The following is a 22,294-nucleotide window of genomic DNA, read 5'->3' on the forward strand; positions in this document are numbered from 1 at the left end:
GGCGCTCGCCCTGCGCGAGCGCCGCCGCCTGTACGAGTTCCCCGAAGGGAGGCCGATCATTGGCTAGGAGGTCCGCGCTCGCACGCCCGCGGTCGGTGGTGGTCATCGGCCTGGGCCGGTTCGGCCGGTCGCTGGCGCTGGAGCTGATGGAGGACGGTCAGGTGGACGTCCTCGGCATCGACTCCGACCCCAAGCTCGTCGACGAGCTGGCCGGGCACCTCACGCACGCCGTGGTGGCCGACTCCACCCGCGAGGAGGCGCTGCGGCAGCTGTCGGTGCACGAGTTCGACCGGGCCGTGGTGGGCATCGGCACGAACCTGGAGGCGAGCATCCTGACGGTGTCGACGCTGCTGCAGTTCGGCATCCGCAACGTGTGGGCGAAGGCGATCAGCGACTCGCACGCGCGGATCCTCACCCAGCTCGGCGCCCACAAGGTGATCCGCCCCGAGCACGAGATGGGCCTGCGGGTGGCGCACCTGGTGCGCGGCCGGATGCTGGACTACATCGAGTTCGAGGACGGGTACGCGATGGCGAAGACCCTGGCCCCGGCGCCGATGGTGGGGCAGACGCTGGCCGGGGCGAAGCTGCGCAGCACCTACCGGGTGACGGTGGTGGCGCACCACCGCCCGGGCGAGGGCTTCACGTACGCGACGCCGGAGACGGTGCTCGCGGCCGACGACGTGATCATCGTGTCGGGGCAGATCCGGGACGTGGAGGCGTTCAGCGCGCTCGTGTGAGCGCGCGGGGCGGGCGCGGACGGGTCAGCGGTCCTCGCCGGCGTCGGCGACGTCCTCCTCGGGGCGCGGGGGCACGTCCTGGTCCACCTCCAGCTCCGGCACCGGCGTGTCGTCGGGGTCGGGGCCGCGGCGGTCGACGCCGGGCAGGCTGCGCCGCTCGGGCTCGCCGCGCTCGGCGCGCGTGAGGTCGATGAGCTTGCGGCGGTCGGTGCCGCGGCGGCGCTGGTCACCGGGCGCGGGCTCGTCCTGGGCGGGGTCCTGGGCGGGGTCCGGTCCGGTGCTCACCGACCCACCTCACCACGACGTGCCCGCGGCTGCCACACCCCCGCCCGTCCCGCCGGCCGGACGGGCGGCGCGGGTGCGGCAGGATGGTCGCCCGTGGCCGAGCTGGTGTTCTTCTCCGGGACGATGGACTGCGGGAAGTCGACGCTCGCGCTGCAGGTCGACCACAACCACCGCGCGCAGGGCCGCCGCGGGCTGCTGTTCACCCGCTTCGACCGCTCCGGCGCCGCCGTGGTGTCCAGCCGCATCGGCCTGGCCCGGCCCGCCCTGGAGGTCGCCGAGGACACGGACCTGTGGGAGGAGGTCTCCCGCCGCCACGCGCACGAACCCGTCGACTACGTGGTGGGCGACGAGGCGCAGTTCTACTCCCCCGAGCAGGTCGAGCAGCTCGCCCGGCTCGTCGACGACCTGGGCGTCGACGTGTTCGCGTTCGGCATCACCAGCGACTTCAGGACGCGCCTCTTCCCCGGCAGCGCGCGGCTGATCGAGCTGGCCGACCGGGTGCAGGTGCCGCAGGTGGAGGCGCTGTGCTGGTGCGGGGCGCGCGCCACCCACAACGCCCGCACGGTCGACGGGGTCATGGTGGTCGCCGGGGAGCAGGTCGTCGTCGGCGACGTGGAGCAGCCCGAGGGGACGCTGGACGTCGGCCCGGTGGGCACCATCGCCTACGAGGTGCTGTGCCGGCGCCACCACGTGCGCCGGGAGACCGCCGCGGTCGCCGCCGGGCGCGCTCAGTCCCCCCGCAGCACCAGCTCGTCGCCGTGGCCCGCGTCGCAGCGGCCGTCGTGGAACACGCCGCCGCCGGCCGCCACGACGTAGTCGGGCCGGGGGTCCACCACCACGCGGTGCAGCGCCCCTCCCGAACTGGTGACGGTCCTCGCGCACGCCTGCACGTCGGCGGCCGCACCGCCCTGCCCGCCCAGCCACAGGTCCAGCCACAGGGTGGAACCGGTGCCGTCGACGTCGCGCCCCTGGTGGCACGGGCCGTCCTGGGGGGCGGGCCCGTCGCCGCAGGTGTCCTCCACGACGAAGTAGCGCCGCACGTGCGGCACGTACACGCGCGTCCCCGCCGGCAGGTCCAGGACGTCCAGGCCGCTGCTGAGGTCGTGGCCCACCGCCAGCGTCACCGGGTCGTCGTACGAGCCGGTGCCGCCGGCCACCTCGTGCACCACGGGGTGGGAGATGACGGAACTGCCGGGCGGGGTGTTGTCGTACCAGGTGTACCCGGTGGTGTAGACGGTGTCGATCACCGTCTCCCCCGCCCGGGTCCCCCCACCGGCAGGGCCCTGCGGCACCGGGGAGGCCGGCGCAGCGGTGCAGGACGCCAGCGCACCGACGGCCACCAGGACCGCCGCCAGCACCGGGGGGCGTGGACGAAGCACCCGCGTCCTCCCTGCCCGCGCCGCCGCCGGCGCCGTGCCGCCGGGGACCTGCGTGATCGCCCCAGTTTCGCACGCCGGCACCGCCGGGGCCCCGGCCGCTCACGCACCACCGCCCCACCTCACCCGTCCGGCCACGTCCGCGACAGCTCGGGACCACTCGGTCCCCGTCCGTGACGAGTACGAGCCACGAACTGTGCGAGCCCCCGCAACACGCCGTGAGCACCTGTACTGCAACAGGTGCACCGGTGGCTGCGAGCGCCTCGGAACGCCTGTGCGGGCCGTAGCTTCTCGCTGAGCCCGAACCGTGTCCGCGGCGAGCGGCGTCCACGCATCGGCCGATCGTCTGGGGGGACGAGCACAGGTGCACGAGAGTTCCACGGGACCCGTCTTCCTCAACCCGTCCGGCCGCCGGTGGCGCGCCGTGCGGCGCGGCGCGGCCGTCGTCGCCGCGCTGGCCGCCGCCGCCGCCGGTGTCGCCGCACCCCACCTGCACGAACTGCCGCAGGAGTCCGCGCGCGTCGAGCACCGCGCCGAGGTGACCTCCGAACAGACCGGTCTGGACGCACCGATCGTCGGCCGCGGGCCGCTCGTCCGCGTGCTGGAGGTGAAGCCGGACGGCGGGCGGACCGTGGGCCTGGACCCGTTCACCGGTGAGGTGATCACCGAGCTCGCACCGCAGGAGGCCGAGGCCGCGGGCTCGTCGAAGTACGTCATCGAGAAGTACGGGTACTCCGCCACCGCGGAACGCACCATCTCGCTCACGTTCGACGACGGACCCGACGCGACCTACACCCCGGAACTGCTCGACCTGCTGAGCCGCAACGGGGTTCCCGCGACGTTCTTCGTCACCGGCGAGAGCATCGCCCGGAACCCCGAGATCATCCGCCGCGAAGCGCGCGAGGGCCACGCCATCGCCAACCACTCGCTCACGCACGTCGACATCACCAGCGCACCGGACTGGCGCGCCCGCCTGGAGCTCGTGACGACCGACCGGATCCTGCGGGCCACCACCCACCAGAGCGTGGGGTACTTCCGGCTGCCCTACGAGGGCGACGACGTCGAGTCGACCCAGCGGACCGTCGACGGGCTGCTGCGCGCGCAGAAGTACGGCTACGTGGTGACCAGCCACGACTTCGACACGCTGGACTGGATGCACGCCGAGGAGGGGAGCCCCATCCCGCTGCCGGACCTGTCCAGCGGCGAGAACATCACGCTGCTGCTGCACGACGCCGGCGGCAGGTCCCGCCGGCAGACGCTCGACTACGTCGCCGAGCTCATCCCCCACGCCAAGGCGCACGGGTACACCTTCCACACCATGCCGCAGGCGCAGCCCTGGCTGCAGGAGCGCGTGCACACCGTGGAACCGACCTTCTGGGACCGGCTGACGTTCCAGCTGGCGCGCATCGCGTTCGGCTGGAGCGAGAACCTCGTCCGGGTCCTGTTCGGCTTCGCCGTCGCCTCCGTGTTCCTGCTGGGGACCTTCAACACCGTCCTGGCGCTCGTCCGGCGCCGGCGCCGGCGCGCGCAGGTGACGCGGTGGGCCACCTGCCCGCCGGCACCGGTGGAGGTGACGGTCCTGCTGGCCGCCTACGACGAGGGGGCGGTCATCGCGCGGACGCTGCGCAGCCTGCTGACCTCCACCCACCCGGTGCGCGAGTTCCTCGTCGTCGACGACGGCTCCACCGACGACACCGCCGAGCAGGCCCGCCTGGTCGCGCGGGAGGACCCGCGCGTGCGGGTGGTCCGCCAGGCGAACACCGGGAAGGCCGGAGCGCTCAACCACGGCCTGCGCATCGCCGAGGGGGAGGTGGTCGTCACCCTCGACGCCGACACGATCGTCCAGCCGCACACGGTCGGGAACCTGGTCCGCCACTTCCAGCACGACCACGAGGGGACCCTCGGCGCGGTCGCCGGCGTCGTGCGCGTCGGGAACTCCGACCGCAACGTCATCACCCGCTGGCAGGCCCTGGAGTACGTCACGCAGATCGGCGTCGAGCGCGCCGCCGCCGACCTCCTGGGGGCGATCTCCATCGTGCCCGGGGCGTGCGCCGCCTGGCGGCGCCGGGCGGTCCTCGCGGCCGGCGGGTTCTCCGAGAGCACCCTCGCCGAGGACTGCGACCTGTGCCTGTCGCTGCAGCGGGCGGGGTGGCGCGTCACGCAGGACGACGAGGCCCCCGCCTACACCGAGGCCCCCGACACCGCCGACGCCCTGCTGCAGCAGCGGGTGCGCTGGACCTTCGGCACCATGCAGGCCATCTGGCGGCACCGCAGCCTGCTGTTCAGCAGCTCGAAGCGCTGGCTGGGGTGGTTCGTCCTGCCCTGGTACGTGCTGTCCGTCCTGCTGCCCCTGCTGTTCCTGCCGGTGCTGACCGTGCTGGCGGTGTTCGCGCTGCAGATCGGGGGTGCCGCGATGCTCCTGCAGTACTTCGCCGCGTTCACCGCCGTGAACCTCGTCGTCGTGGGCGTCGGCGTGCGCCTGATGGGCGAACCCCTGCGGTTGCTGCTGTTCGTGCCGGTGTACCGGCTGATCTACGAGCCGCTGCGCGCCTACCTGCTCTACACCTGCGCCCTGACGGCGCTGCGCGGTGCGCGGCTGGGCTGGAACAAGCTCGCCCGCACCGGCGTCCTCGACGTGCGCCACACCGCGGCGATCGCCGTGGCGCCGGCCGCAGGCGGCGAGGGCGTGCACACCGTGGAGGTTCCGGCGTGAGCCTGGACACGCCCCCCCGCACCGCGAACACCGCGGACGCCACGGCCGCCACGGACCCGGTCCCCGGCCGGGCCGCGGACGCCCCGGTGACCACCGGCGGCGCGGTCGTCGCACCGCGCGCGGCGCGGGTTCCGGGACGCGACCGCTACATCGACTCGCTGCGCGTCGTGGCGCTGGCGCGGGTCGTCGCGTACCACGTCGTCGGTGGCGCGTGGCTACCGGTGCTGTTCCCCTCGATGGGCGTGATGTTCGCGCTGGGGGGAGCCCTGATGGCCTCCTCCCTGGACCGCGCCGCACCGGTGCACCGGCACGTGCTGCGCAGGCGCCTGCGGCGCCTGCTGCCGCCGCTGTGGCTGTACGGCGCGCTCGTCGTCCCCGTCATGCTGCTGCAGGGCTGGAGCGTCGACACCGCCGCGTACCGGGGTTCACCGCTGACGTGGTCCACCGCGTTCTTCTGGGTGGTGCCGCTGTCGGACCCGCCGGGTTCGCAGTGGGGCGAGGACTGGGTGCTGCCGCTGTGGTACATCCGCACCTACCTGTGGCTGGTCCTGCTCTCGCCGGCCCTGCTGTGGGCGTTCCGGCGCTGGCCCCTGCGCACCGCCTCCGTGCCGCTGGGGCTGCTCGGCGCGTACGCCGCGGGCCTGTGGTCGAACACCGGCCGCGTGAGCGAGGCCGTGCTGTCCTTCGCGACGTTCGGCGCCTGCTGGGTGGCGGGTTTCGCCCACCACGACGGCCTCCTGCGGCGGGTGCCGTGGCGGGTCGTGGCGCCGTTCGCCCTGCTGGTCGCCGCGGGCGGCATCGGCTACGCGCTGCACCACGCCGCACCGGGGCCGGGCGGCTGGAACATCGACGACATCCCCGTCGCCGACGGGCTGTACTGCCTGGGGTTCGTGCTCCTGCTGCTGCGCGCGTACCCCGACTTCAGCTGGATGGCGCGCCACCGGTGGCTGGACGCGTTCGTGGGGGCCGTGAACTCCCGCGCGGTGACGATCTACCTGTGGGGGAACCTCGCGATCTGGCTGGCCGGCCACGCCACGGGGATGACCCCGTTCACCGCGACGGTCAGCGGACTGAGGGGGTGGGGCGAGGTGCAGCTGCTGCTCATCACCGCCGTGCTGCTCACCGCGGCGGTCCTGGCGTTCGGCTGGGCCGAGGACGTGGCCGCCGGCCTGCGGCCACGGCTGCTGCCGGGTTCCGCACCGCGCCGGCTGACCCGCCGGCCGGGCACGGCACCGGGGACGGTGGTCGTGGACGTGCGCGGGCCGGCGGCCGTCAGCGGCGGGCGCGGGCCAGCAGGCCCGCGGTGAGCGCCGCGGCGCCCACGGCGGCGCCGCCCAGGGCGCGGCGGTGCAGCAGCGCCCACACCTGCGGGCTGCGCGCGTGGGAGCGCTCGTCGAACGGCCCGCGCGCGCCGTGGTCGCCGGGCACCGGCGAGTGCAGGTAGTCGCCGACCATCGTCTCGCGCGGCTGCTCGCTCTGCTGCCCGTCCACGCCCGTGCGAGCCAGGTAGCGGTCCATCAGCGGGGCGACGAACCGGTTGCCGAGGATCGTGCCGCCCGTGGAGGCACCGACCCACGTGGTGCGGCGCGGGCGGTCCACCACGTCGCCGACGACGCGGGCGCACAGCTCCGGCTGGTAGATCGGCGCCACGGGCTGCGGGTGCTTCGGCAGCGTGGAGCGGACCCACCCGAACTGGGTGGTGTTCATCCCCGGCATGTGGACGATCGACACGGTCACGGAACTGCCCTCGTGCAGCAGCTCCGTGATGACGCTCTCGGTGAACCCGACGATCGCGTGCTTGGCGCCGCAGTACGCGGACTGCAGCGGGATGCCCCGGTGCGCCAGGGCGGAGCCGACCTGCACGATCCGGCCTCGGTCGCGCGGGCGCATCAGGGCCAGCGCGGCGCGGGTGCCGTTGACGAAACCGAGGTAGGTGGTGGCGGTGGCGCGCTCGTAGTCGCGCGGATCGACCTCCCAGAACGGGGCGAACACGCTGGCCATCGCGTCGTTCACCCACACCTCGACCGTGCCCAGCTCCGCCTCGACGCGCTGCGCGGCGGCCTCCACGGCCTCGTGGTCGCCCACGTCGCACGGCACGCCCAGGGCGCGGCGGCCGCGGGCGGCGACGTCGGCGACGGCGCCGGCCAGGCCGTCGCGGCCGCGCGCCAGCACGGCGACGTCCCAGCTGCGCTCGGCGAGCTCGCGCACGACCGCGCGCCCCAGCCCGGCCGAGCCGCCGGTGACGACGGCCACCCCGCGCGCCGACGGCGCGGCCCGCAGCGAACGCAGCTCCTCGTCGGTCCCCTCGGTGCTGGCGGAGCTCACCGGTCCCCCTCCCGTCCACGGCGGCGCGGGTGCGCGCCGGTCGCCGACCACCTTGGCGCAGCCGCGCCGCGCCCGCCCGCCGAGGCCGCGGGGTGCGGGCGGGGCCGTGCGCGGCGAGGATGCCCGCATGGACGAGCACGACATCCGCGAGCGGATCAACACCCTCGTCGAGCGCGAGCACGCGCTGCGCGCGGCGCTGGCCGAGGGGAAGCTGTCGGCGCAGGAGGAGCACGCCGAGCTGAAGGACGCCGAGCAGGAGCTGGACCAGCTGTGGGACCTGCTGCGCCAGCGGGAGGCGCGCCGCGAGGCCGGGCTGGACCCGGCCGGCGCCGACGAGCGCCCCGTCAGCGAGGTGGAGGACTACCAGCAGTAGGGCCACCCGGGGCGAGGCCCAGCTGCAGGTCCAGGCGCAGGTCCGCCGCGGCGGTCGCCTCCACCCGCACGGGCACCTGGAGGACGCGCCGGTGCAGGTGGCACGTCGCGCCCGGTGCGCCGCCGGCGTCGCAGGTGGCGGCCTGCACCTCCACGCGCAGCACCCCGCCCGGGACGTCCGCGGCGACCTCCAGCTCGCGCTGGACGCCCGGCGCGGCACCGGACCCGGCGCGCAGCAGCGCGGGCGGCTCGGCGCGCACGTCCAGCACCGCTGCTGCGCCGGAACGCCCGTCGACCTCCTGACCGGCCGGGGGGTGCACCCGCACGGTCAGGCGCACCGGTCCCGGTGGCAGGGCGACCGGTCCGCGCCGCTCGCTGCCGCCGGCGCGCAGGGCCACCGGCAGCGGCAGGCGCGTCAGGCGGTGCGCGGCGGACTCCACGACCACGAGGGACGCACCTCCTCCACCGTCGCCGTCGCCGCCCGCGAGGACGAGCACGTCGGCGGGTTCGGCCAGGCCGTCGGCGAGCGTGGTGACCTCGCCGGTGGCGGGGTCCAGGCGGCGCAGCGCGCCGTTGAAGGTGTCGGCCACGAGCACCGACCCGTCCGGGGCGACCGCCACGCCCAGCGGGTGCTGCAGCAGCGCCCGCTCCCCCTCCGGCCCGCCCGCCCCGGGGCCGTCGCGGAACCCGAAGTCGAACAGCCCCTGCCCCGCGGCGGTGGCCACCACGTGGCCGGGCCGGGCGACGGGGCCGGCGTTCGCCATCCGGCCGTCGGTGACGACGGGCACGGCCCGGTCCACCGGGCCGGTGCGGCGCAGCGAGCGCAGCGCGGACGTCTCCGCGTCGACGAACCACGCCACCTCCCCGGTACCGGTGCGCTGCACGGCGATCCCCGAGGGCTGCGCCAGCCACGCCGCCTCGGCGGCCCCGTCCCGCAGGCCCTCCGCGGTGGTGCCGGCGACGACCCGGACGACCTCCCCCAGCGGGTCGAACGCCCACAGCTGGTGGGTGCCGGCCATCGCGACGAGCACCTGCCCGTCGAACCAGGCCACGTCCCACGGCGAGGACAGGTCCTGCGCCAGGGCGGGCCCGCCGCCGGAACGGTGCCGGGCCTGCCGGCCGGTGCCGGCGACGGTGCGCACGCGCCCGTCGGCCAGTCGCACCCCGCGCAGGGCGTGGGCGCCGCGGTCGGCGACGACGACGTCGTAGCCGGCGCGGGCGGCGACGTCCGGCGGCAGCAGCGCCAGGCCCTGCGGCTCGTCGAAGCCGCCGGTGAGCACGCGCAGCGGCGTGGTCAGGTCGGCGGCGAGCTCGACGAGCCGGTGGTGGCCGGTGTCGGCGACGAGGACGCTGCCGCCGGGCAGCGCGAGGGCACGGGCCGGGAACCGCAGCGCGCCGGCCGCCCCGCCACCCCCCTCCCCGGCGGAAACCATCGTTTCCGCCCCCTCGGGTGGTCCCGCAGGGGCGGAAACGATGGTTTCCGCGCGGTGGGGGGCGCAGGGGAGGTCGTCCAGGAGGTCGGCGACGACGGCGGCGATCCGCTCGCCGTGCCCCTCCCCGGAGAACGTGGCGGCGACGTACCCGGCGGGGTCGACGACGACGAGGGTCGGCCAGGCCCGCACCGCGTACGCCGACCAGGTGCGGCGCTCGGCGTCGTCGAGCACGGGGTGGCCGACGCCCAGCCGGGCGACGGCCGCGTCGAGGGCGGCCGGTTCCGCCTCGTGCGGGAACTTCGGCGAGTGCACCCCCACGGCGGCGAGCGCGTCGCCGAAGCGCTCCCGCAGGGCCTCGACCTCGGGCAGGACGTGGACGCAGTTCACGCACGAGGAGGTGAAGAAGTCCAGCAGCACGACGCGGCCGCGCAGGTCGGGCGGCGCGCCGGGGCCGGCGGTGCCGAGCCAGCGCCGGCCGATGAGGCGGGGGGCGCGGACCCGGCCGGCGGGCCGGGCCGGCGGGCGGGTGGGGCCGGGCACGTCCCCAGTGTCGCCGCGACCGCCCGGCGCTGCGACCGGCGGGGGGGATCTCCCCGCGGGAGATCTCCCGCGGGGAGAAACCGCGCGGGGGAGCCCCGGGTCGGGGTGAGGGTGGTGGACACCGGGAACCCACGACCGCGAGGAGACGCGATGTCCACCCCGACCACCACCGGGCCGTTCGACGACCAGTTGTCGCAACGGCTGCTGTTCCAGCGCATCGTCGTCCTCGGCCAGGAGGTCGACGACGCCGTCGCGAACCGGGTGTGCGCGCAACTGCTGCTGCTGGCCGCCGACGACCCGAAGAGCGACGTCGCCCTGTACATCAACTCCCCCGGTGGTTCCATCAGCGCCGGGCTCGCCATCTACGACACGATGCGCCTGGTCCCCAACGACGTCGCCACCCTCGTCATGGGCATGGCGGCCAGCATGGGCCAGTTCCTGCTGGGCGCGGGAACGCCCGGCAAGCGGTTCGCGCTGCCGCACGCGCGGGTGATGATGCACCAGCCCTCCGGCGGGATCGGCGGGACCGCCGCGGACATCGCGATCCAGGCGGAGAACCTCGCGCACACGAAGGCGACGATGCAGCGGCTCATCGCCGAGCACACCGGCCAGGACGTGGCGACGGTCGAGCGGGACTCGCAGCGGGACCGCTGGTTCACGGCCGAGGAGGCGCGCGAGTACGGCATCGTGGACCGCGTCGTGGAGCGGGTGGACGACGTGCGCCTGGGCGCGGGGCGGAGGGTCGGGCTGTGAGCACCCTCGTCCCGTACGTCACGGAGTCCACCCCGCGCGGGGAACGCACCTCCGACGTGTTCAGCCGCCTGCTGTCCGAACGCATCGTGTTCCTCGGCGGGGAGATCGACGACGCGGTCGCGAACGTCGTCATCGCGCAGCTGCTGCACCTGGCCTCGGAGGACCCGGTGGCGGACGTGAACCTCTACGTGAACTCCCCCGGGGGCTCGGCCACCGCCCTGATGGCGATCTACGACACGGTGCGGTTCGTGCAGCCGGACGTGGCGACGTTCTGCGTCGGGCAGGCGGCCTCGGCCGCGGCGGTGCTGCTGGCCGCGGGGGCACCGGGCAAGCGCTCGGTGCTGGAGCACTCCCGGGTGCTGCTGCACCAGCCGTCCGGGGGCGCGCAGGGCACGGCGGCGGACCTGCAGATCCAGGCGCGGGAGGTGCTGCGGCTGCGCGGGGAGATCGAGCAGGTGCTCTCCCGGCACACCGGGCACTCCGTGGAGCGGTTGCGCGCCGACCTGGACCGCGACCTGGTGCTGCCGGCGGCGGAGGCGGTCGCCTACGGCGTCGCCGACCGGGTGATCGCCCCCGCCGACCTGCGTCCCGCCCACCCCTGATCGTCCTGCACTCCCGGGGACTCCCGAACGTCCCTGCTCCTCCCCACCCCCGGTGATCAAGGAAGTGGCAACTTCCTTGATCACCGGGGGTGGGGGCGGGTCGGGGGCGGGGCCGTCGGGGAACTCAGGCAGCGAGGGACAGGGAGACCGTCCCGGCGGGGGCGGCGGGACGCGCACCGGTGCGCACCGGCGACGTGCCCACCGACGACGTCACGTCCAGCGGCTCGCCGGCGGCACGGCGCAGCAGTTCCGCCAGCGGCAGGCCGAGGGCTGCGCAGATCGCCGCGACGACCTCCGAGGACGGTTCCTTCCCGCCGCGCTCCACCTGCGACAGGTGCGGCAGCGAGACGCCGGAGGCGGCGGCCACGCCGGCCAGGGTGCGGCCCTGCGCGGCTCGCTCCTCGCGCAGCACCGAACCCACCAGTTCGCGCAGCAGCGGGCCGCGACGGGTGCGGCGGGCACGCACCGGCAGCAGGACCGGCGGCGGTGCGGGACTGCTCACGGCGACCTCCAGCGTCGGGGTCCCACCGACGGTAGCGCCGGCCCGCGGGACGCGGCAGGTCCGTCCGCTGTCAGCGGACGGCCCCCGCCGGTGCCGCGGGTGCCCGGCCGCCGGGAGGTCTCAGCGGTCCTCGAAGGCGGTGGCCATCCGCACCTGCTCGTCGAGGACGGCGCCGATGCGCGCCTGCACCGCGTCCAGCTCCCGGATGATCGCCGCCGTGCCCTCGATGCCGGCGCTGACCTGCTCGCTGGAGGCCTGGATGCCGGCGATCTGCTGCGCGACGCGGTGGGTGGCGTCGGCGGTCTCGCGGGCCAGGTCCTTGACCTCGCTGGCGACGACCGCGAAGCCGCGGCCCAGCTCACCGGCGCGCGCGGCCTCGATGGTCGCGTTCAGCGCCAGCAGGTTCGTCTGGTCCGCGATCCCCGAGATGATCTTGATGACCTCCCCGACGGCCTGCGACGACTGCGCCAGCGCCTGCACCTCCCCGGTCAGGGCGGAGGCCTGCCCGGCGGCGGAGTCGCCGACGCGGCCGGCGTCGAGGACCGCGTCGCGCAGGCGGGAGACGGTGTCGAGCAGTTCGCGGGAGTTCTGCGCGTCCACCTCGGCGCGGTGCAGCACGTCCAGGCGCTGCGACACCAGCTGGGCGACGTTGCGCAGCGCCGCCGCGCGCGTCTGGGACAGGTCGACGAACTCGCTGACGAAGAAGTCCATGGTGCCGACGACCTGACCGCCGACGACGATGGGGAAGCACACGCCGGACTTCACGCCGGCGCGCTGCGCGGCGGGTGCGCGCACGCAGTCGGTGACCTCCGCCAGGTCGCGCACGAACACCAGGTCGCGCGAGCGCCAGGCGCGGCCGGAGAGCCCCACGCCCTCGGCGAACGAGGCGGCCAGCGTCACCCGGCGGAACTCGTCGCCGGCCGAGCCGGACTCGACGGAGAACTTCAGGGTGCGGTCGGACTCGTCCAGGGCCCAGTACGACCCGTACGCCCAGCCGAACACCCTGCGGACGGTGTCCAGGGCGATGCGGACCGCCTGGTCCCGGTCGCGGCCGTCGTTCAGGGCGGTGACGACGGTGGTGACGGCCTCCCGGTCGGCGAGGGTCTCGGCCAGCTCGGCGCGCTCGCGCACCGTGCGGCGCGCGTTCGCCAGCACGCGGTCGATGGTGCGCCACTTCTCGGCGCGGGCGCCGAAGAACGGCAGCGGCTCGTGGTGGTAGTACTCGGCGAGGCACACGACGCGGCCGTCCTCGACGACGGGGAACAGCGCACCCTCCACCGCCCCGGCCTCGCGCGCGTCGCGCCAGCGAGCGCACGTGGTGGTGGACGACTGCCCGGTCAGGTGCACCAGCTCGCGCTCCTGCAGGACCCGCCCGCCCCAGCCGTCGCCGGGGCCGATGGCGGTGCCGCGCGAGCGGGCCATGCGGCCGGTCGCTGCACCGAACTCGGCGGTGACGACGAACCGCCCGTCGCCCCGCGGGCACCACAGGGCGCCGTAGTCCAGACCGAGGACGTCGGTGACGATGCGCACGGTGGTGCGGTGCACGTCCTCCTGGCACCGGGCGTCGTCGAAGGCGACGAGGATCGCCTCCAGCGTCTCGACGTCCCGGGGCACGGCACCGGGGGTGGCCTGGGCGGGGCCTGCGGTCTTGGTGCGTCCGAACACGTCCACTCCGGGAGGTCTGGGGAGGCCGCCGTGGCTCGCCGGGGCGCGAGGGCGTCCCCTCCCATCGGCACGGGCCGCCCGCGCCTTGAACGGCCCGCTCCTCGAACGGCCCGCGGCGTCCCCCTGCGCCACACTGGCCCGGTGCCGCGACCGCCCCGTTCCCGCGCCGCCCGCCGCCCGCTGACGACCGCCCTGCTGCTGGGGGTGCTGACGTGCTCGGTCCCGGCGCCGGCCGCGGCGGTGGAGCCGTTCCGGGTGCCCGACCAGGTCACCGACCGGGTGGGGGCGCTCACCGGCACCGACGTGACGCCGGCGCTGCGCGAGCTGCAGCAGCGGGAGGGCGTGCAGCTGTGGGTGGTGCTCGTGGACTCCTTCGACGGCGCCGACCCCGTGCAGTGGGCCGAGGAGACCGCCGTGGCCAGCGGTCTGGGCGTCGACGACGTGCTGCTGGCGGTGGCGACGCAGGAGGGCTCCTTCGCGTACTCCGTGGACGACGCCTCCCCGCTGAGCGACGCGGACGTGGCGCGGGTCGCCCGCGACACCGAGGCGCGCCTGGCGGAGGGCGACTGGGACGGCGCGGTCGTCGCCGGCGCGGAGTCCATCGACGACGCGCTGGGCGGCGGGTTCCCGTGGGGGGTGGCGGCCGCCGGCGCCGTCGTGGTCGCCGGGGGCGGCGCGCTGCTCCTGGCCCGCTCGCGCCGGCGCGGCGCGCACGGGGACGGGCCCGGTGCTGCGGACGGCGAGTTCGCCGGCACGAGCACCGCCGACCTGGCCCGCACGGCCGACGCGCTGCTGGTGCGCGCCGACGACGCGGTCCGCTCCAGCGCCGAGGAGCTGGCGTTCGCGACCGCCGAGTTCGGCGAGGAGGCCACCGCCGCCTTCCGCCGGGTGCTGGACGACGCCCGCTCCGCGCTGACCGCGGCGTTCGCCGCGCGGCAGTCGCTGGAGGACGCGGAGCCGGAGACGGAGGCGCGCCGGCGCGAGGTGCTCACCGGCGTCGTCGCCGACTGCCGCCGCGTGGACGAGACGCTGGACGCCGCCGCGGGTGACGTGGACGCGCTGCGCGACCTGCTGCGCCGCGCCCCGCAGGTCCTGGCGGGCGTGGAGGAGCGGCTCCCCGCCCTGGACGCCGGTCTCGGCCCCGCGCGCGAGCGGGTGGCGGCGCTGCGGGCGGAGTTCGGGGAGACCGCCGCCGCGGCGGTGGCCGACGCCCCCGCGCAGGCCGCCGAGCGCGTGGAGCTGGCGCGGCGCTCGGTGGCGGTGGCGCGGGAGGCGCTGGCCGACCCGGCGCGCTCCGGCGACGTGGTGGAGGCCGTGCGCGCCGCGGAGGGGGCGCTCGCGCAGGCTGAGCAGCTGCTGGGTTCGGTGCAGCGGGCCGGCACCGACCTGCGCCGCGCGGCGCAGGAGCTGCCGGTGGCGCTGGCACGGCTGCGGGCGGCGGCCGGCGTCCCCGTGGACGTGCCGTCCGGCGCGCCGGGCGCTGCGCAGGTGGCGTCCGCGGCGGCCGCGGCCCGGGCCGTGGCGGACGGCGCGCAGCAGCAGGGGCGCGAGGACCCGCTGGGGGCGCTGCACCGCGTCGTGGAGGCCGAGCGAGCGCTGGACGCGGCGCGCGACGCCGCCGAGGCGGGTGCCCGGGAGCGCCGCGAGGAGCGGGCGGCGCTGGAGCAGGCGCTGCTGGCGGCGCGCGCGGAGGTGGACGCGGCGGAGGACTTCGTGGCCACGCGGCGCGGCGCGGTGGGCGGCACGGCCCGCACCCGGCTGGCCGAGGCCCGCCGGCACCTGGAGCGGGCGGCGGCGCTGGCGCGGGAGGACCCGGTGACGGCGCTGGGGCACGCCCGCACCGCCGACGCGCTGGCGGAGGACGCCGGGCGGCTGGCGCGTGCGGACGCCACCTCGTGGGGTGCGGCGGGAACGGTGGCCGGCCCGGGCCTGGAGGACCTGCTGGGCAGCGTGCTGGTGGGCGGCGGCCGCCGCCGCGGCGGGTACGGCTCCTCGTGGGGAGGCGGGTTCGGCGGCGGGTTCGGCGGGTTCGGCGGGTCGTGGGGCGGGCCGGGGCCGGGCGGGCGGCGCGCTCGCTCGCGGGGGTTCGGCGGCGGGTTCGGCGGCGGGTTCGGCGGGGGTTCCGGCGGCCGGCGGTCCTCCGGCGGAGGCCGGCGCGGGGCGGGCGGGCGGTTCTGACGGACCGCCCGAGCTGCCCACCGCCGCCGGGGCTGGGAGGGTCGGCCCGGCACGGGCAGCACCAGCAGCACGAGGCGCCGGCGGGGCCGGCGCAGGAGGAGGGGACGTGGCGCAGAAGCAGTCGATCCTGGGGCGCATCGCGCAGCTGGCGCGGGCGAACGTCAACGCGCTCATCGACCAGGCGGAGGACCCCGAGAAGGTCCTGGACCAGGTGATCCGCGACTACACGGCGAACATCGCCGACGCCGAGGCGGCGATCGCGCAGACGATCGGGAACCTGCGCCTGGCCGAGGCCGACCGCGACGACGACGTGGCCGCGGTGCGGGAGTGGGGCGCGAAGGCCCTGGCGGCCTCGCGCAAGGCCGACGAGCTGCGCGCCGCGGGGAGGGCGGCGGAGGCGGACCGCTTCGACGAGCTGGCGAAGCTGGCGCTGAAGCGGCAGATCTCCTTCGAGCAGGAGGTCAGCGCGGCGGCGCCGCAGATCGCGGCGCAGACGGAGGTCGTCGACAAGCTCAAGAGCGGGCTGGCGTCGATGAAGGAGAAGCTGGTGGAGCTGCGCGGCAAGCGCGACCAGCTGGTGGCGCGCGCGAAGGCCGCGCAGGCCCAGTCGCAGGTGCAGGCGGCGATCGGCTCGATCGACGTGCTGGACCCCACCTCGGAGCTGTCGCGCTTCGAGGAGCGGGTGCGCCGGGAGGAGGCGCGGGTGGCCGGGCAGGCGGAGCTGCAGGCCGGCTCCCTGGACGCGCGCTTCGCCGAGCTGGAGGACCTGTCGGCCGACCTGGACGTCGAGGCCCGCCTGGCCGCCCTCAAGGCCGGCGGCGCCTGACCCCTGCTCCCACCCCGCGGTGATCAAGGAAGTTGCCACTTCCTTGATCACCGCGTGGTGGGGGGCCGGGTGGGGAGCAGGGGCGGCCGGCGGGGCGCGCCGCGGGTGCGACGGACGTCGGGTGCCGGGCGCAACGATCGGGGGACGGCCCCCGGGCGGGGGGGTACCTACGCTGTGGGAGTGAGCGCCGTCCCGCCGCCGGCCCCGCCGGTCTCCCCGCCGGTGCGCGACCCCCGCGTCGCCCGCTGGCCCTTCGCCCCGCGCCTGCGCGACCTGCTGGCCATCGCGCTGTCGCTGCCGGTGGCGGTCGTCTGGTTCTCCGCGCGGGTCGAGGGACCCGCCAGCGCCGCCGGCGGGTTCACCGCCGCCCCGCTGGACCTCTCGCACGTCGGTGCCGTCGACGTGCTGCTGCTGCTGGTGGCACTGGCCTCCTGCGCGTCGCTGTGGTGGCGGCGCCGCTACCCGGTGGCGGTCACCGTCGCCTCGATCGCGGTGGCGCTGGTCGTGGCGTTCGACGGGGCGATGTTCTTCGCGCTGCTCACGCTGGCGGTGCGCCGCCGCGACCGCCTGCTGGTGCTGCTGGCGGTGCTGGGGTTCGTGGCGTCGGCGACGGCCGCGGTGCGCACCACGCTGGACGGGTGGGGCGTGTCGGTGTCCACCGCCGCGCTCGGCACGGCGCTCGTGGTGTTCGTCGGCGCCTACGTGGGGGCGCGCCGCGACCTGGTGTGCACGCTGTGGGAGCGCGCCGAGCGCGCCGAGCAGGAGCAGTCGCTGCGCGCCGAGCAGGCCCGGCTGGCCGAGCGCACCCGCATCGCGCGGGAGATGCACGACGTGCTGGCGCACCGCATCTCGCTGGTGGCGCTGCACGCCGGGGGACTGGAGGTGCGCCCCGACGTGGGCCCCGCGCAGGTGGAGACGACGGCGGCGACGATCCGGGAGACGGCGCGCACGGCGCTGGAGGACCTGCGCCGGGTCCTCGGCGTGCTGCGCACGCCCGGTTCCGGCGCCGGTGGCGCGGGGGGCAGCGCGGCCACCGCCGCGGAACTGGCACCGCAGCCGACGCTGGTGGACGTGCGCCGGCTGGTGGAGTCCAGCCGGGAGGCGGGGGTCGCGGCGCAGTTCCGCACGGACGTGCCGGTGCACGCGGACGTGCCCGCCGAGCTGGGCCGCACCGTGTACCGGGTGGTGCAGGAGGCGCTGACGAACGTGCACAAGCACGCCCCGTCGGCGCCCACGGTGGTGACGATCTCCGGGGAGGTGGGCCGCGAGCTGATCGTCACCGTGGTCAACGCCCGCCCCGACGGGCAGCCGTCCGGCCTGCCGGGGGCGGGGTCGGGGCTGGTGGGCCTGTCGGAGCGGGTGGGGTTCGCGGAGGGCACGATCCGCAGCGGGCCGGAACCCGGCGGCGGGTTCGCGGTGCGGGCGCAGCTGCCGTGGCCGCTGCCGGAGGGCCGCTCGGCTCAGCGGACCTCCGCCGCGTGGACGCCGCCGGATGCCAGACTCACCCCCGCACCGGTGGCGGTCGGCCGCGGCGGCACGCGCCCGGACCGTCCCGCGCCCGCCGGTGCGCCCGACGACGAACGGAGTGCAGCACCGTGACCACCGACCCGAACCCCGCGGCGGGGACCGCGACGAGCGGCGCACCGGCCCGCCCCACCCGGGTGCTGCTGGTGGACGACGACGCGCTGGTGCGCGCCGGGCTGCGGATGATCCTGTCCAGCGCCGAGGACGTCGAGGTCGTCGGGGAGGCGGAGAACGGCGCGCAGGCCGTGGAGGGCGTCGCCGCGCACCGCCCGGACATCGTGCTCATGGACGTGCGCATGCCGGTGATGGACGGGCTGACCGCGGCGAAGGCCATCACGGAGCGCCCGCAGGCGCCGCGCGTGGTGATGCTGACGACGTTCGACCTGGACGAGTACGTGTTCCAGGCGCTGCAGGCCGGCGCGACGGGTTTCCTGCTGAAGGACACCCCGCCGCGGGAGCTGGTCGCGGCGGTGCGGGTGGTCGCCGCGGGCGAGGCGATGCTCTCGCCGACGGTGACGCGCCGGCTGGTGGGGCACTTCGCCGCGGACGCGGTGAACCCGCGGCGGCGGGAGGCCGCCGAGCGCCTGCAGCTGCTGACCGAGCGCGAGCGGGAGGTGCTGGGCGCGGTGGGCCGCGGGCTGTCGAACGCCGAGATCGGCCGCGAGCTGTTCATGAGCGAGGCGACGGTGAAGACGCACGTGTCGCGGCTGCTGACGAAGCTGGAGGCGCACAACCGCGTGCAGGTGGCGATCGTGGCGCACGACGCGGGGCTGCTGGACGGCTGACGCGACCGCGGGTCGGCACGGCGCGCATGGGACGCGCCACGGCGGGTAGTTCCCGAGCGTGCACGGGGGACGGCTGCGAGAAGGGCGGCCGCCCCCGACGACGCCCACCGAGGAGACACCGTGGCCGAGGACCAGACCACCCCGCAGGACCCCAGCTCCCAGTACGCCCAGCCCGACAAGGAGGGCGAGCAGATCGCGCACCCCGGCCGCACCGGGGACCTGCGCGACGAGCCCGACCACGGCGAGGAGTCGTACCGGGGCAGCGGGCGCCTGGAGGGCAAGAAGGCCGTCATCACCGGCGGCGACTCCGGCATCGGCCGCGCCGTGGCCATCGCCTTCGCCCGCGAGGGCGCCGACGTGCTGATCGTGCACCTGCCCGAGGAGGAGGACGACGCCCGCACCACCGTCGGCCACGTCGAGGCCGCGGGCCGCGAGGGCGTCGCGCTGGCCGCCGACATCCGCGAGGAGGAGAACTGCCAGCGGATCGTCGACCGGGCCGTGCAGGAGTTCGGCCGCATCGACGTCCTCGTCAACAACGCCGCCTACCAGATGGCCCAGCCCGGCGGCATCGAGGACATCACCACCGAGCAGCTGGACCGCACGTTCAAGACGAACCTGTACGGGATGTTCTGGCTGACGAAGAAGGCCCTGCCGCACATGGGTGAGGGGTCCAGCATCATCAACACCGCCTCGATCCAGGCGTACCAGCCCTCCCCGCCGCTGCTGGACTACGCCACCACCAAGGCCGGCATCGTGAACTTCACCAAGGGCCTGGGGCAGATGCTGGCCGAGCGCGGGATCCGGGTGAACTGCGTGGCGCCCGGACCGATCTGGACGCCGCTGATCCCGGCGACGATGCCGGAGGACAAGGTCGGCTCCTTCGGCGAGGACGTGCCGATGGGCCGCGCCGGGCAGCCCGCCGAGCTGGCCCCGGCGTACGTGTTCTTCGCCTCGCAGGAGTCCAGCTACATCACCGCCGAGGTGATCGGCGTCACCGGCGGCAAGCCGATCTCCTGACCGCCGCAGGGCGTGCCGGGCCCGCCGGGGGTGCTCCCCGGCGGGCCCGGCGCCGTCCCGCTCAGCGCAGCAGGTCCGGCACCAGGGGGTCCACCCCGTGCACGTGGGTGGCGAGGAACGCGAACACCGTCTCGTACCAGAGGATCGCGTGCTGCGGGGCGAGCACCCAGTGGTTCTCGTCGGGGAAGTACAGGAACCGGTGCGGCAGATCCTGGGGGTCGCCGTCCCAGTTCTCGTTCAGGGCCCACCAGAGCGCCAGGCCCTCCCCGATCGGCACGCGGAAGTCCTCGTCGCCGTGGATCACCAGCACGGGGGTGGTGATGGCCGCCGCGTGCGCGGAGGGGTCGTTCGCGGCGACCATCTCGGGCGTCATCTCCCGCGACCAGTACCAGGGGGCGTCGGTGGTGCCCCCGAACCCGCGCAGCGACCACAGGGACGCGTGGGTGACGATCGCCCGGAAGCGGTCGGTGTGCCCGGCGATCCAGTTCGCCACGTACCCGCCGAAGGAGCCGCCCATGGCGGCGGTGCGGGTGGCGTCGAGGTCGTCGCGCTCCAGGGCTGCGTCGGTGACCGTCATGAGGTCCGTGTACGGCTCGGCGCCCCACGCCCCCCACCCCCGGGCGAGGAAGTCCGCCCCGTACCCGGTGGACAGGCCCGGGTCGGGCAGCAGGACGGCGTAGCCGCGCGCGACCGCCGGCCACGGGTTCCACCGCCACGACCAGGAGTTCCAGGAGCTCAGCGGCCCGCCGTGCACCCACAGCAGCAGCGGGGCGGGGTCCTCCGCGCGGGCGCCGGCCGGCAGCGCCAGCCAGGCGCGCAGCGGCGCGCCGTCGGCGGCGGTGGTGGTGACCTCGGTGAGGGTGCCGGGCAGCTGCACCTCCGGCGCGGGGCCGGGCAGGTGCTGCGGTTCCTGGCCGGCGGTGCGCGCGTCCAGGCGCACCACGGCCGGCGGGGCGTCCACGGCGGAGCGCACCGCGTACACGTGCGCGCCGTCCGGGGAGACCTGCAGGTCGCCGTAGGCGCCGTGGTCGCCCGTCAGCTGCACCACCTCACCGCTCGCGACGTCGACGCGCACCACGGGGGCGCGGCCGTGGTCGTCGGCGGCGAGGAACAGCTCGTCCGAACCGGGCCCCCACTGCGGCCGCGCGCCCCAGAACTCCCGCTCGGGCGCCACCTCCCGCACCCCGGAGCCGTCGAGGGCGACGACGACGAGCCGCACCGACGGCGGCCGCTGCGGAGTGGAGCGGGACTCGGCGAGCGCGGCGACGTGCCACCCGTCCGGGGAGACGACGACGGCGCCGAACTCGCGCTGCGGATCGTCGGCGAGGACGCGCACGGACCCGTCGGCGGTGGAGATCGCGACGAGCCGGACGTACCGGTCGCCGCGGGGCAGCGCGACCACCTCGGTGGTGACGAGCTCCGCGCCGTCGGGGGTCAGGGCGGCGTCGGCCTCGTGGTACCGCAGGCCCGGTGCGGGCGTCAGGTCCCGCCAGCGCACGGTCCCGCGGGTGCCGGCGGCGGTCTCGGCGCCGGGCAGCTCGGCGGTGAGGAAGCGCGGCTCGTCCGGGCCGAGGTCGGCGTCCCAGTACCGCACCGGCACGCGCGCGTGCAGGACGGCGCTGACCCCCTTCTCCTTCCGCGCCTTCCGGCGAGCGGCGTCGGAGGTGGGGCCGTCCTCGGCGTCGTCGGCACCGGGCATGGTCGCGGAGGTGACGACGACGCGGTCCCCGGTGCGGGCGACCAGCGGCGCGGACACGCCGCCGGGCCGGGTGCCGACGACGCGGGCCTCCCCCACCGGAGGCAGCGCCCACAGGGCGGCGGGCGCGTCCTCGGCGGGGCTCGCGTCCGGGTCCGGGCGCGCGGAGGTGAACAGCAGGGTGCCGTCGGGGGCGAACACGGGCGAGGACTCCGCCGCGGAGGAGCGGGTGAGCCGGCGGGCGGGGCGACGGCCGGTGGGGTCGACCTCCCACAGGGCCGTGCGCCGGCGGGTGGCGTCCGCCGTGAGGGTGGCCACCGTCGTCACCAGGCGGGTGCCGTCCGCGGACAGCGCCAGACCGGCCGTGCGCGGCAGGGCGGTGAAGGCGTCGAGGTCGGCGAACGGTGTGGCGGTGGGGCTGGGGGCCATGCCCCGTTCTACATCCCGGGGGCTACGGCCCGGCCGGGCGGGGGGCTGCGCCGGGCTGCCCGGGTCGCTCCTGGACGGAGCTGACCGGGACGGCGTCGGCGGGGGTGGTCGCGGCGGGCAGCAGCGCGATGCCGGCGGCGGTGGCGGCGGTGGCGACGAGGCCGAGGGCGAGGCGGTACGGGGTCATGCCGTTCTCCTTGCGCCGTCCGGGTGACGTGCCCCTGGTGTCGGCACCCCCGCTCCGTCCCTTGAACCCCACCTCCACCTCCACCCCGGCCCCCTCCCCACCCCGCTTCGCCCTGCCCCCGCGGTGATCAAGGAAGTTGCAACTTCCTTGATCACCGCGGGGGCAGGGCGAAGCGGGGTGGGGAGGGGGCCGGGGTGGAGGTGGAGGTGGGGTTCAAGGGACGGAGCGGGGGTGCCGACACCAGGGGCACGTCACCCGGACGGCGCAAGGAGAACGGCATGACCCCGTACCGCCTCGCCCTCGGCCTCGTCGCCACCGCCGCCACCGCCGCCGGCATCGCGCTGCTGCC

At 76.3% G+C, this 22,294-nt stretch carries 20 protein-coding genes; 12 read left to right on the forward strand and 8 right to left on the reverse strand.

What is annotated here, in order from left to right; all coding sequences use genetic code 11:
* Positions 1-95 precede the first annotated feature (95 nt).
* Positions 96-737, forward strand: coding sequence for a potassium channel family protein (locus V9U69_RS11590; protein WP_337061970.1), 642 nt, complete (start codon positions 96-98; stop codon positions 735-737).
* Between the two features lie 24 nt (positions 738-761).
* Here the strand turns inward: V9U69_RS11590 and V9U69_RS11595 are convergent, their stop codons facing one another.
* Positions 762-1,022, reverse strand: a complete 261-nt coding sequence (locus V9U69_RS11595; protein ID WP_337061971.1) for a hypothetical protein — start codon at positions 1,020-1,022, stop codon at positions 762-764.
* A 93-nt stretch (positions 1,023-1,115) separates the two neighbouring features.
* On the opposite strand from V9U69_RS11595, the gene V9U69_RS11600 reads away from it, so the two are divergent.
* Positions 1,116-1,838, forward strand: coding sequence for a thymidine kinase (locus V9U69_RS11600; protein ID WP_337061972.1), 723 nt, complete (start codon positions 1,116-1,118; stop codon positions 1,836-1,838).
* Here the strand turns inward: V9U69_RS11600 and V9U69_RS11605 are convergent.
* Positions 1,751-2,401 (reverse strand): hypothetical protein, encoded by a 651-nt coding sequence (locus V9U69_RS11605; protein WP_337061973.1) that lies wholly within the window; start codon positions 2,399-2,401, stop codon positions 1,751-1,753. The genes V9U69_RS11600 and V9U69_RS11605 overlap by 88 nt on opposite strands.
* Before the next feature lie 361 nt (positions 2,402-2,762).
* On the opposite strand from V9U69_RS11605, the gene V9U69_RS11610 reads away from it, so the two are divergent.
* On the forward strand, positions 2,763-5,111 hold the full coding sequence (locus tag V9U69_RS11610) for a glycosyltransferase (protein WP_337061974.1): 2,349 nt from the start codon (positions 2,763-2,765) through the stop codon (positions 5,109-5,111).
* On the forward strand, positions 5,108-6,418 hold the full coding sequence (locus V9U69_RS11615) for an acyltransferase family protein (RefSeq protein WP_337061975.1): 1,311 nt from the start codon (positions 5,108-5,110) through the stop codon (positions 6,416-6,418). Before V9U69_RS11610 ends, V9U69_RS11615 begins: the two co-directional genes overlap by 4 nt.
* Here V9U69_RS11615 and V9U69_RS11620 read toward each other — a convergent pair.
* Positions 6,384-7,436, reverse strand: a complete 1,053-nt coding sequence (locus V9U69_RS11620; RefSeq protein ID WP_337061976.1) for an SDR family oxidoreductase — start codon at positions 7,434-7,436, stop codon at positions 6,384-6,386. The two genes, V9U69_RS11615 and V9U69_RS11620, sit on opposite strands and share 35 nt — an antisense overlap.
* Before the next feature lie 127 nt (positions 7,437-7,563).
* Between V9U69_RS11620 and V9U69_RS11625 the strand changes: the two genes are divergently transcribed.
* The gene (locus tag V9U69_RS11625) at positions 7,564-7,809 is read left to right on the forward strand and encodes a DUF2630 family protein (RefSeq protein ID WP_337061977.1); all 246 of its coding nucleotides are present in this window, start codon (positions 7,564-7,566) and stop codon (positions 7,807-7,809) included.
* Here the strand turns inward: V9U69_RS11625 and V9U69_RS11630 are convergent.
* Positions 7,781-9,781, reverse strand: coding sequence for a thioredoxin-like domain-containing protein (locus V9U69_RS11630; RefSeq protein ID WP_337061978.1), 2,001 nt, complete (start codon positions 9,779-9,781; stop codon positions 7,781-7,783). The two genes, V9U69_RS11625 and V9U69_RS11630, sit on opposite strands and share 29 nt — an antisense overlap.
* Before the next feature lie 150 nt (positions 9,782-9,931).
* Between V9U69_RS11630 and V9U69_RS11635 the strand changes: the two genes are divergently transcribed.
* Together V9U69_RS11635 and V9U69_RS11640 are read left to right on the forward strand one after the other, a co-directional pair.
* Positions 9,932-10,534 (forward strand): ClpP family protease, encoded by a 603-nt coding sequence (locus tag V9U69_RS11635; RefSeq protein WP_337061979.1) that lies wholly within the window; start codon positions 9,932-9,934, stop codon positions 10,532-10,534.
* Positions 10,531-11,136 carry a ClpP family protease gene (locus V9U69_RS11640; RefSeq protein WP_337061980.1) on the forward strand — a complete coding sequence of 202 codons (606 nt, stop codon included), beginning with the start codon at positions 10,531-10,533 and terminating at the stop codon, positions 11,134-11,136. The genes V9U69_RS11635 and V9U69_RS11640 overlap by 4 nt, the downstream gene beginning before the upstream one ends.
* Before the next feature lie 124 nt (positions 11,137-11,260).
* Here the strand turns inward: V9U69_RS11640 and V9U69_RS11645 are convergent, their stop codons facing one another.
* Both V9U69_RS11645 and V9U69_RS11650 read right to left on the reverse strand, forming a co-directional pair.
* A complete protein-coding gene (locus V9U69_RS11645; protein ID WP_337061981.1) occupies positions 11,261-11,638 on the reverse strand; it encodes a helix-turn-helix domain-containing protein in 378 nt (125 codons plus the stop codon).
* Between the two features lie 120 nt (positions 11,639-11,758).
* Positions 11,759-13,309 carry a methyl-accepting chemotaxis protein gene (locus V9U69_RS11650; RefSeq protein ID WP_337061982.1) on the reverse strand — a complete coding sequence of 517 codons (1,551 nt, stop codon included), beginning with the start codon at positions 13,307-13,309 and terminating at the stop codon, positions 11,759-11,761.
* 135 nt (positions 13,310-13,444) lie between these two features.
* On the opposite strand from V9U69_RS11650, the gene V9U69_RS11655 reads away from it, so the two are divergent.
* The 5 genes from V9U69_RS11655 (at position 13,445) to V9U69_RS11675 (ending at position 19,633) form a co-directional block, all read left to right on the forward strand.
* Positions 13,445-15,481: a TPM domain-containing protein gene (locus V9U69_RS11655; RefSeq protein WP_337061983.1), complete on the forward strand. Its 2,037-nt coding sequence runs from the start codon at positions 13,445-13,447 to the stop codon at positions 15,479-15,481.
* 106 nt (positions 15,482-15,587) lie between these two features.
* Positions 15,588-16,307 (forward strand): PspA/IM30 family protein, encoded by a 720-nt coding sequence (locus V9U69_RS11660; RefSeq protein WP_337061984.1) that lies wholly within the window; start codon positions 15,588-15,590, stop codon positions 16,305-16,307.
* Between the two features lie 180 nt (positions 16,308-16,487).
* A complete protein-coding gene (locus tag V9U69_RS11665) occupies positions 16,488-17,906 on the forward strand; it encodes a sensor histidine kinase (protein WP_337061985.1) in 1,419 nt (472 codons plus the stop codon).
* The gene (locus V9U69_RS11670; protein WP_442907741.1) at positions 17,903-18,616 is read left to right on the forward strand and encodes a response regulator; all 714 of its coding nucleotides are present in this window, start codon (positions 17,903-17,905) and stop codon (positions 18,614-18,616) included. Before V9U69_RS11665 ends, V9U69_RS11670 begins: the two co-directional genes overlap by 4 nt.
* 120 nt (positions 18,617-18,736) lie before the next feature.
* Complete coding sequence (locus tag V9U69_RS11675) at positions 18,737-19,633, forward strand: SDR family oxidoreductase (RefSeq protein ID WP_337061986.1); 897 nt, start codon at positions 18,737-18,739, stop codon at positions 19,631-19,633.
* Between the two features lie 61 nt (positions 19,634-19,694).
* Here the strand turns inward: V9U69_RS11675 and V9U69_RS11680 are convergent, their stop codons facing one another.
* Entirely contained in the window at positions 19,695-21,758 is a 2,064-nt protein-coding gene (locus tag V9U69_RS11680) for a S9 family peptidase (RefSeq protein WP_337061987.1), read from the reverse strand.
* Positions 21,759-21,780: 22 nt separating this feature from the next.
* Positions 21,781-21,945 carry a hypothetical protein gene (locus V9U69_RS11685; RefSeq protein WP_337061988.1) on the reverse strand — a complete coding sequence of 55 codons (165 nt, stop codon included), beginning with the start codon at positions 21,943-21,945 and terminating at the stop codon, positions 21,781-21,783.
* Positions 21,946-22,294: the final 349 nt, after the last annotated feature.

This window comes from Kineococcus sp. G2 (assembly GCF_037154035.1).
Taxonomy (GTDB): Bacteria; Actinomycetota; Actinomycetes; order Actinomycetales; family Kineococcaceae; genus Kineococcus.

Bases quoted from the DNA above. Each gene is read 5' to 3' on its own strand.
- V9U69_RS11680 (WP_337061987.1), bottom strand. From the start codon at position 21,758: ATGGCCCCCAGCCCCACCGCCACACCGTTCGCCGACCTCGACGCCTTC.
- V9U69_RS11625 (WP_337061977.1), top strand. From the start codon at position 7,564: ATGGACGAGCACGACATCCGCGAGCGGATCAACACCCTCGTCGAGCGC.
- V9U69_RS11635 (WP_337061979.1), top strand. From the start codon at position 9,932: ATGTCCACCCCGACCACCACCGGGCCGTTCGACGACCAGTTGTCGCAA.
- V9U69_RS11685 (WP_337061988.1), bottom strand. From the start codon at position 21,945: ATGACCCCGTACCGCCTCGCCCTCGGCCTCGTCGCCACCGCCGCCACC.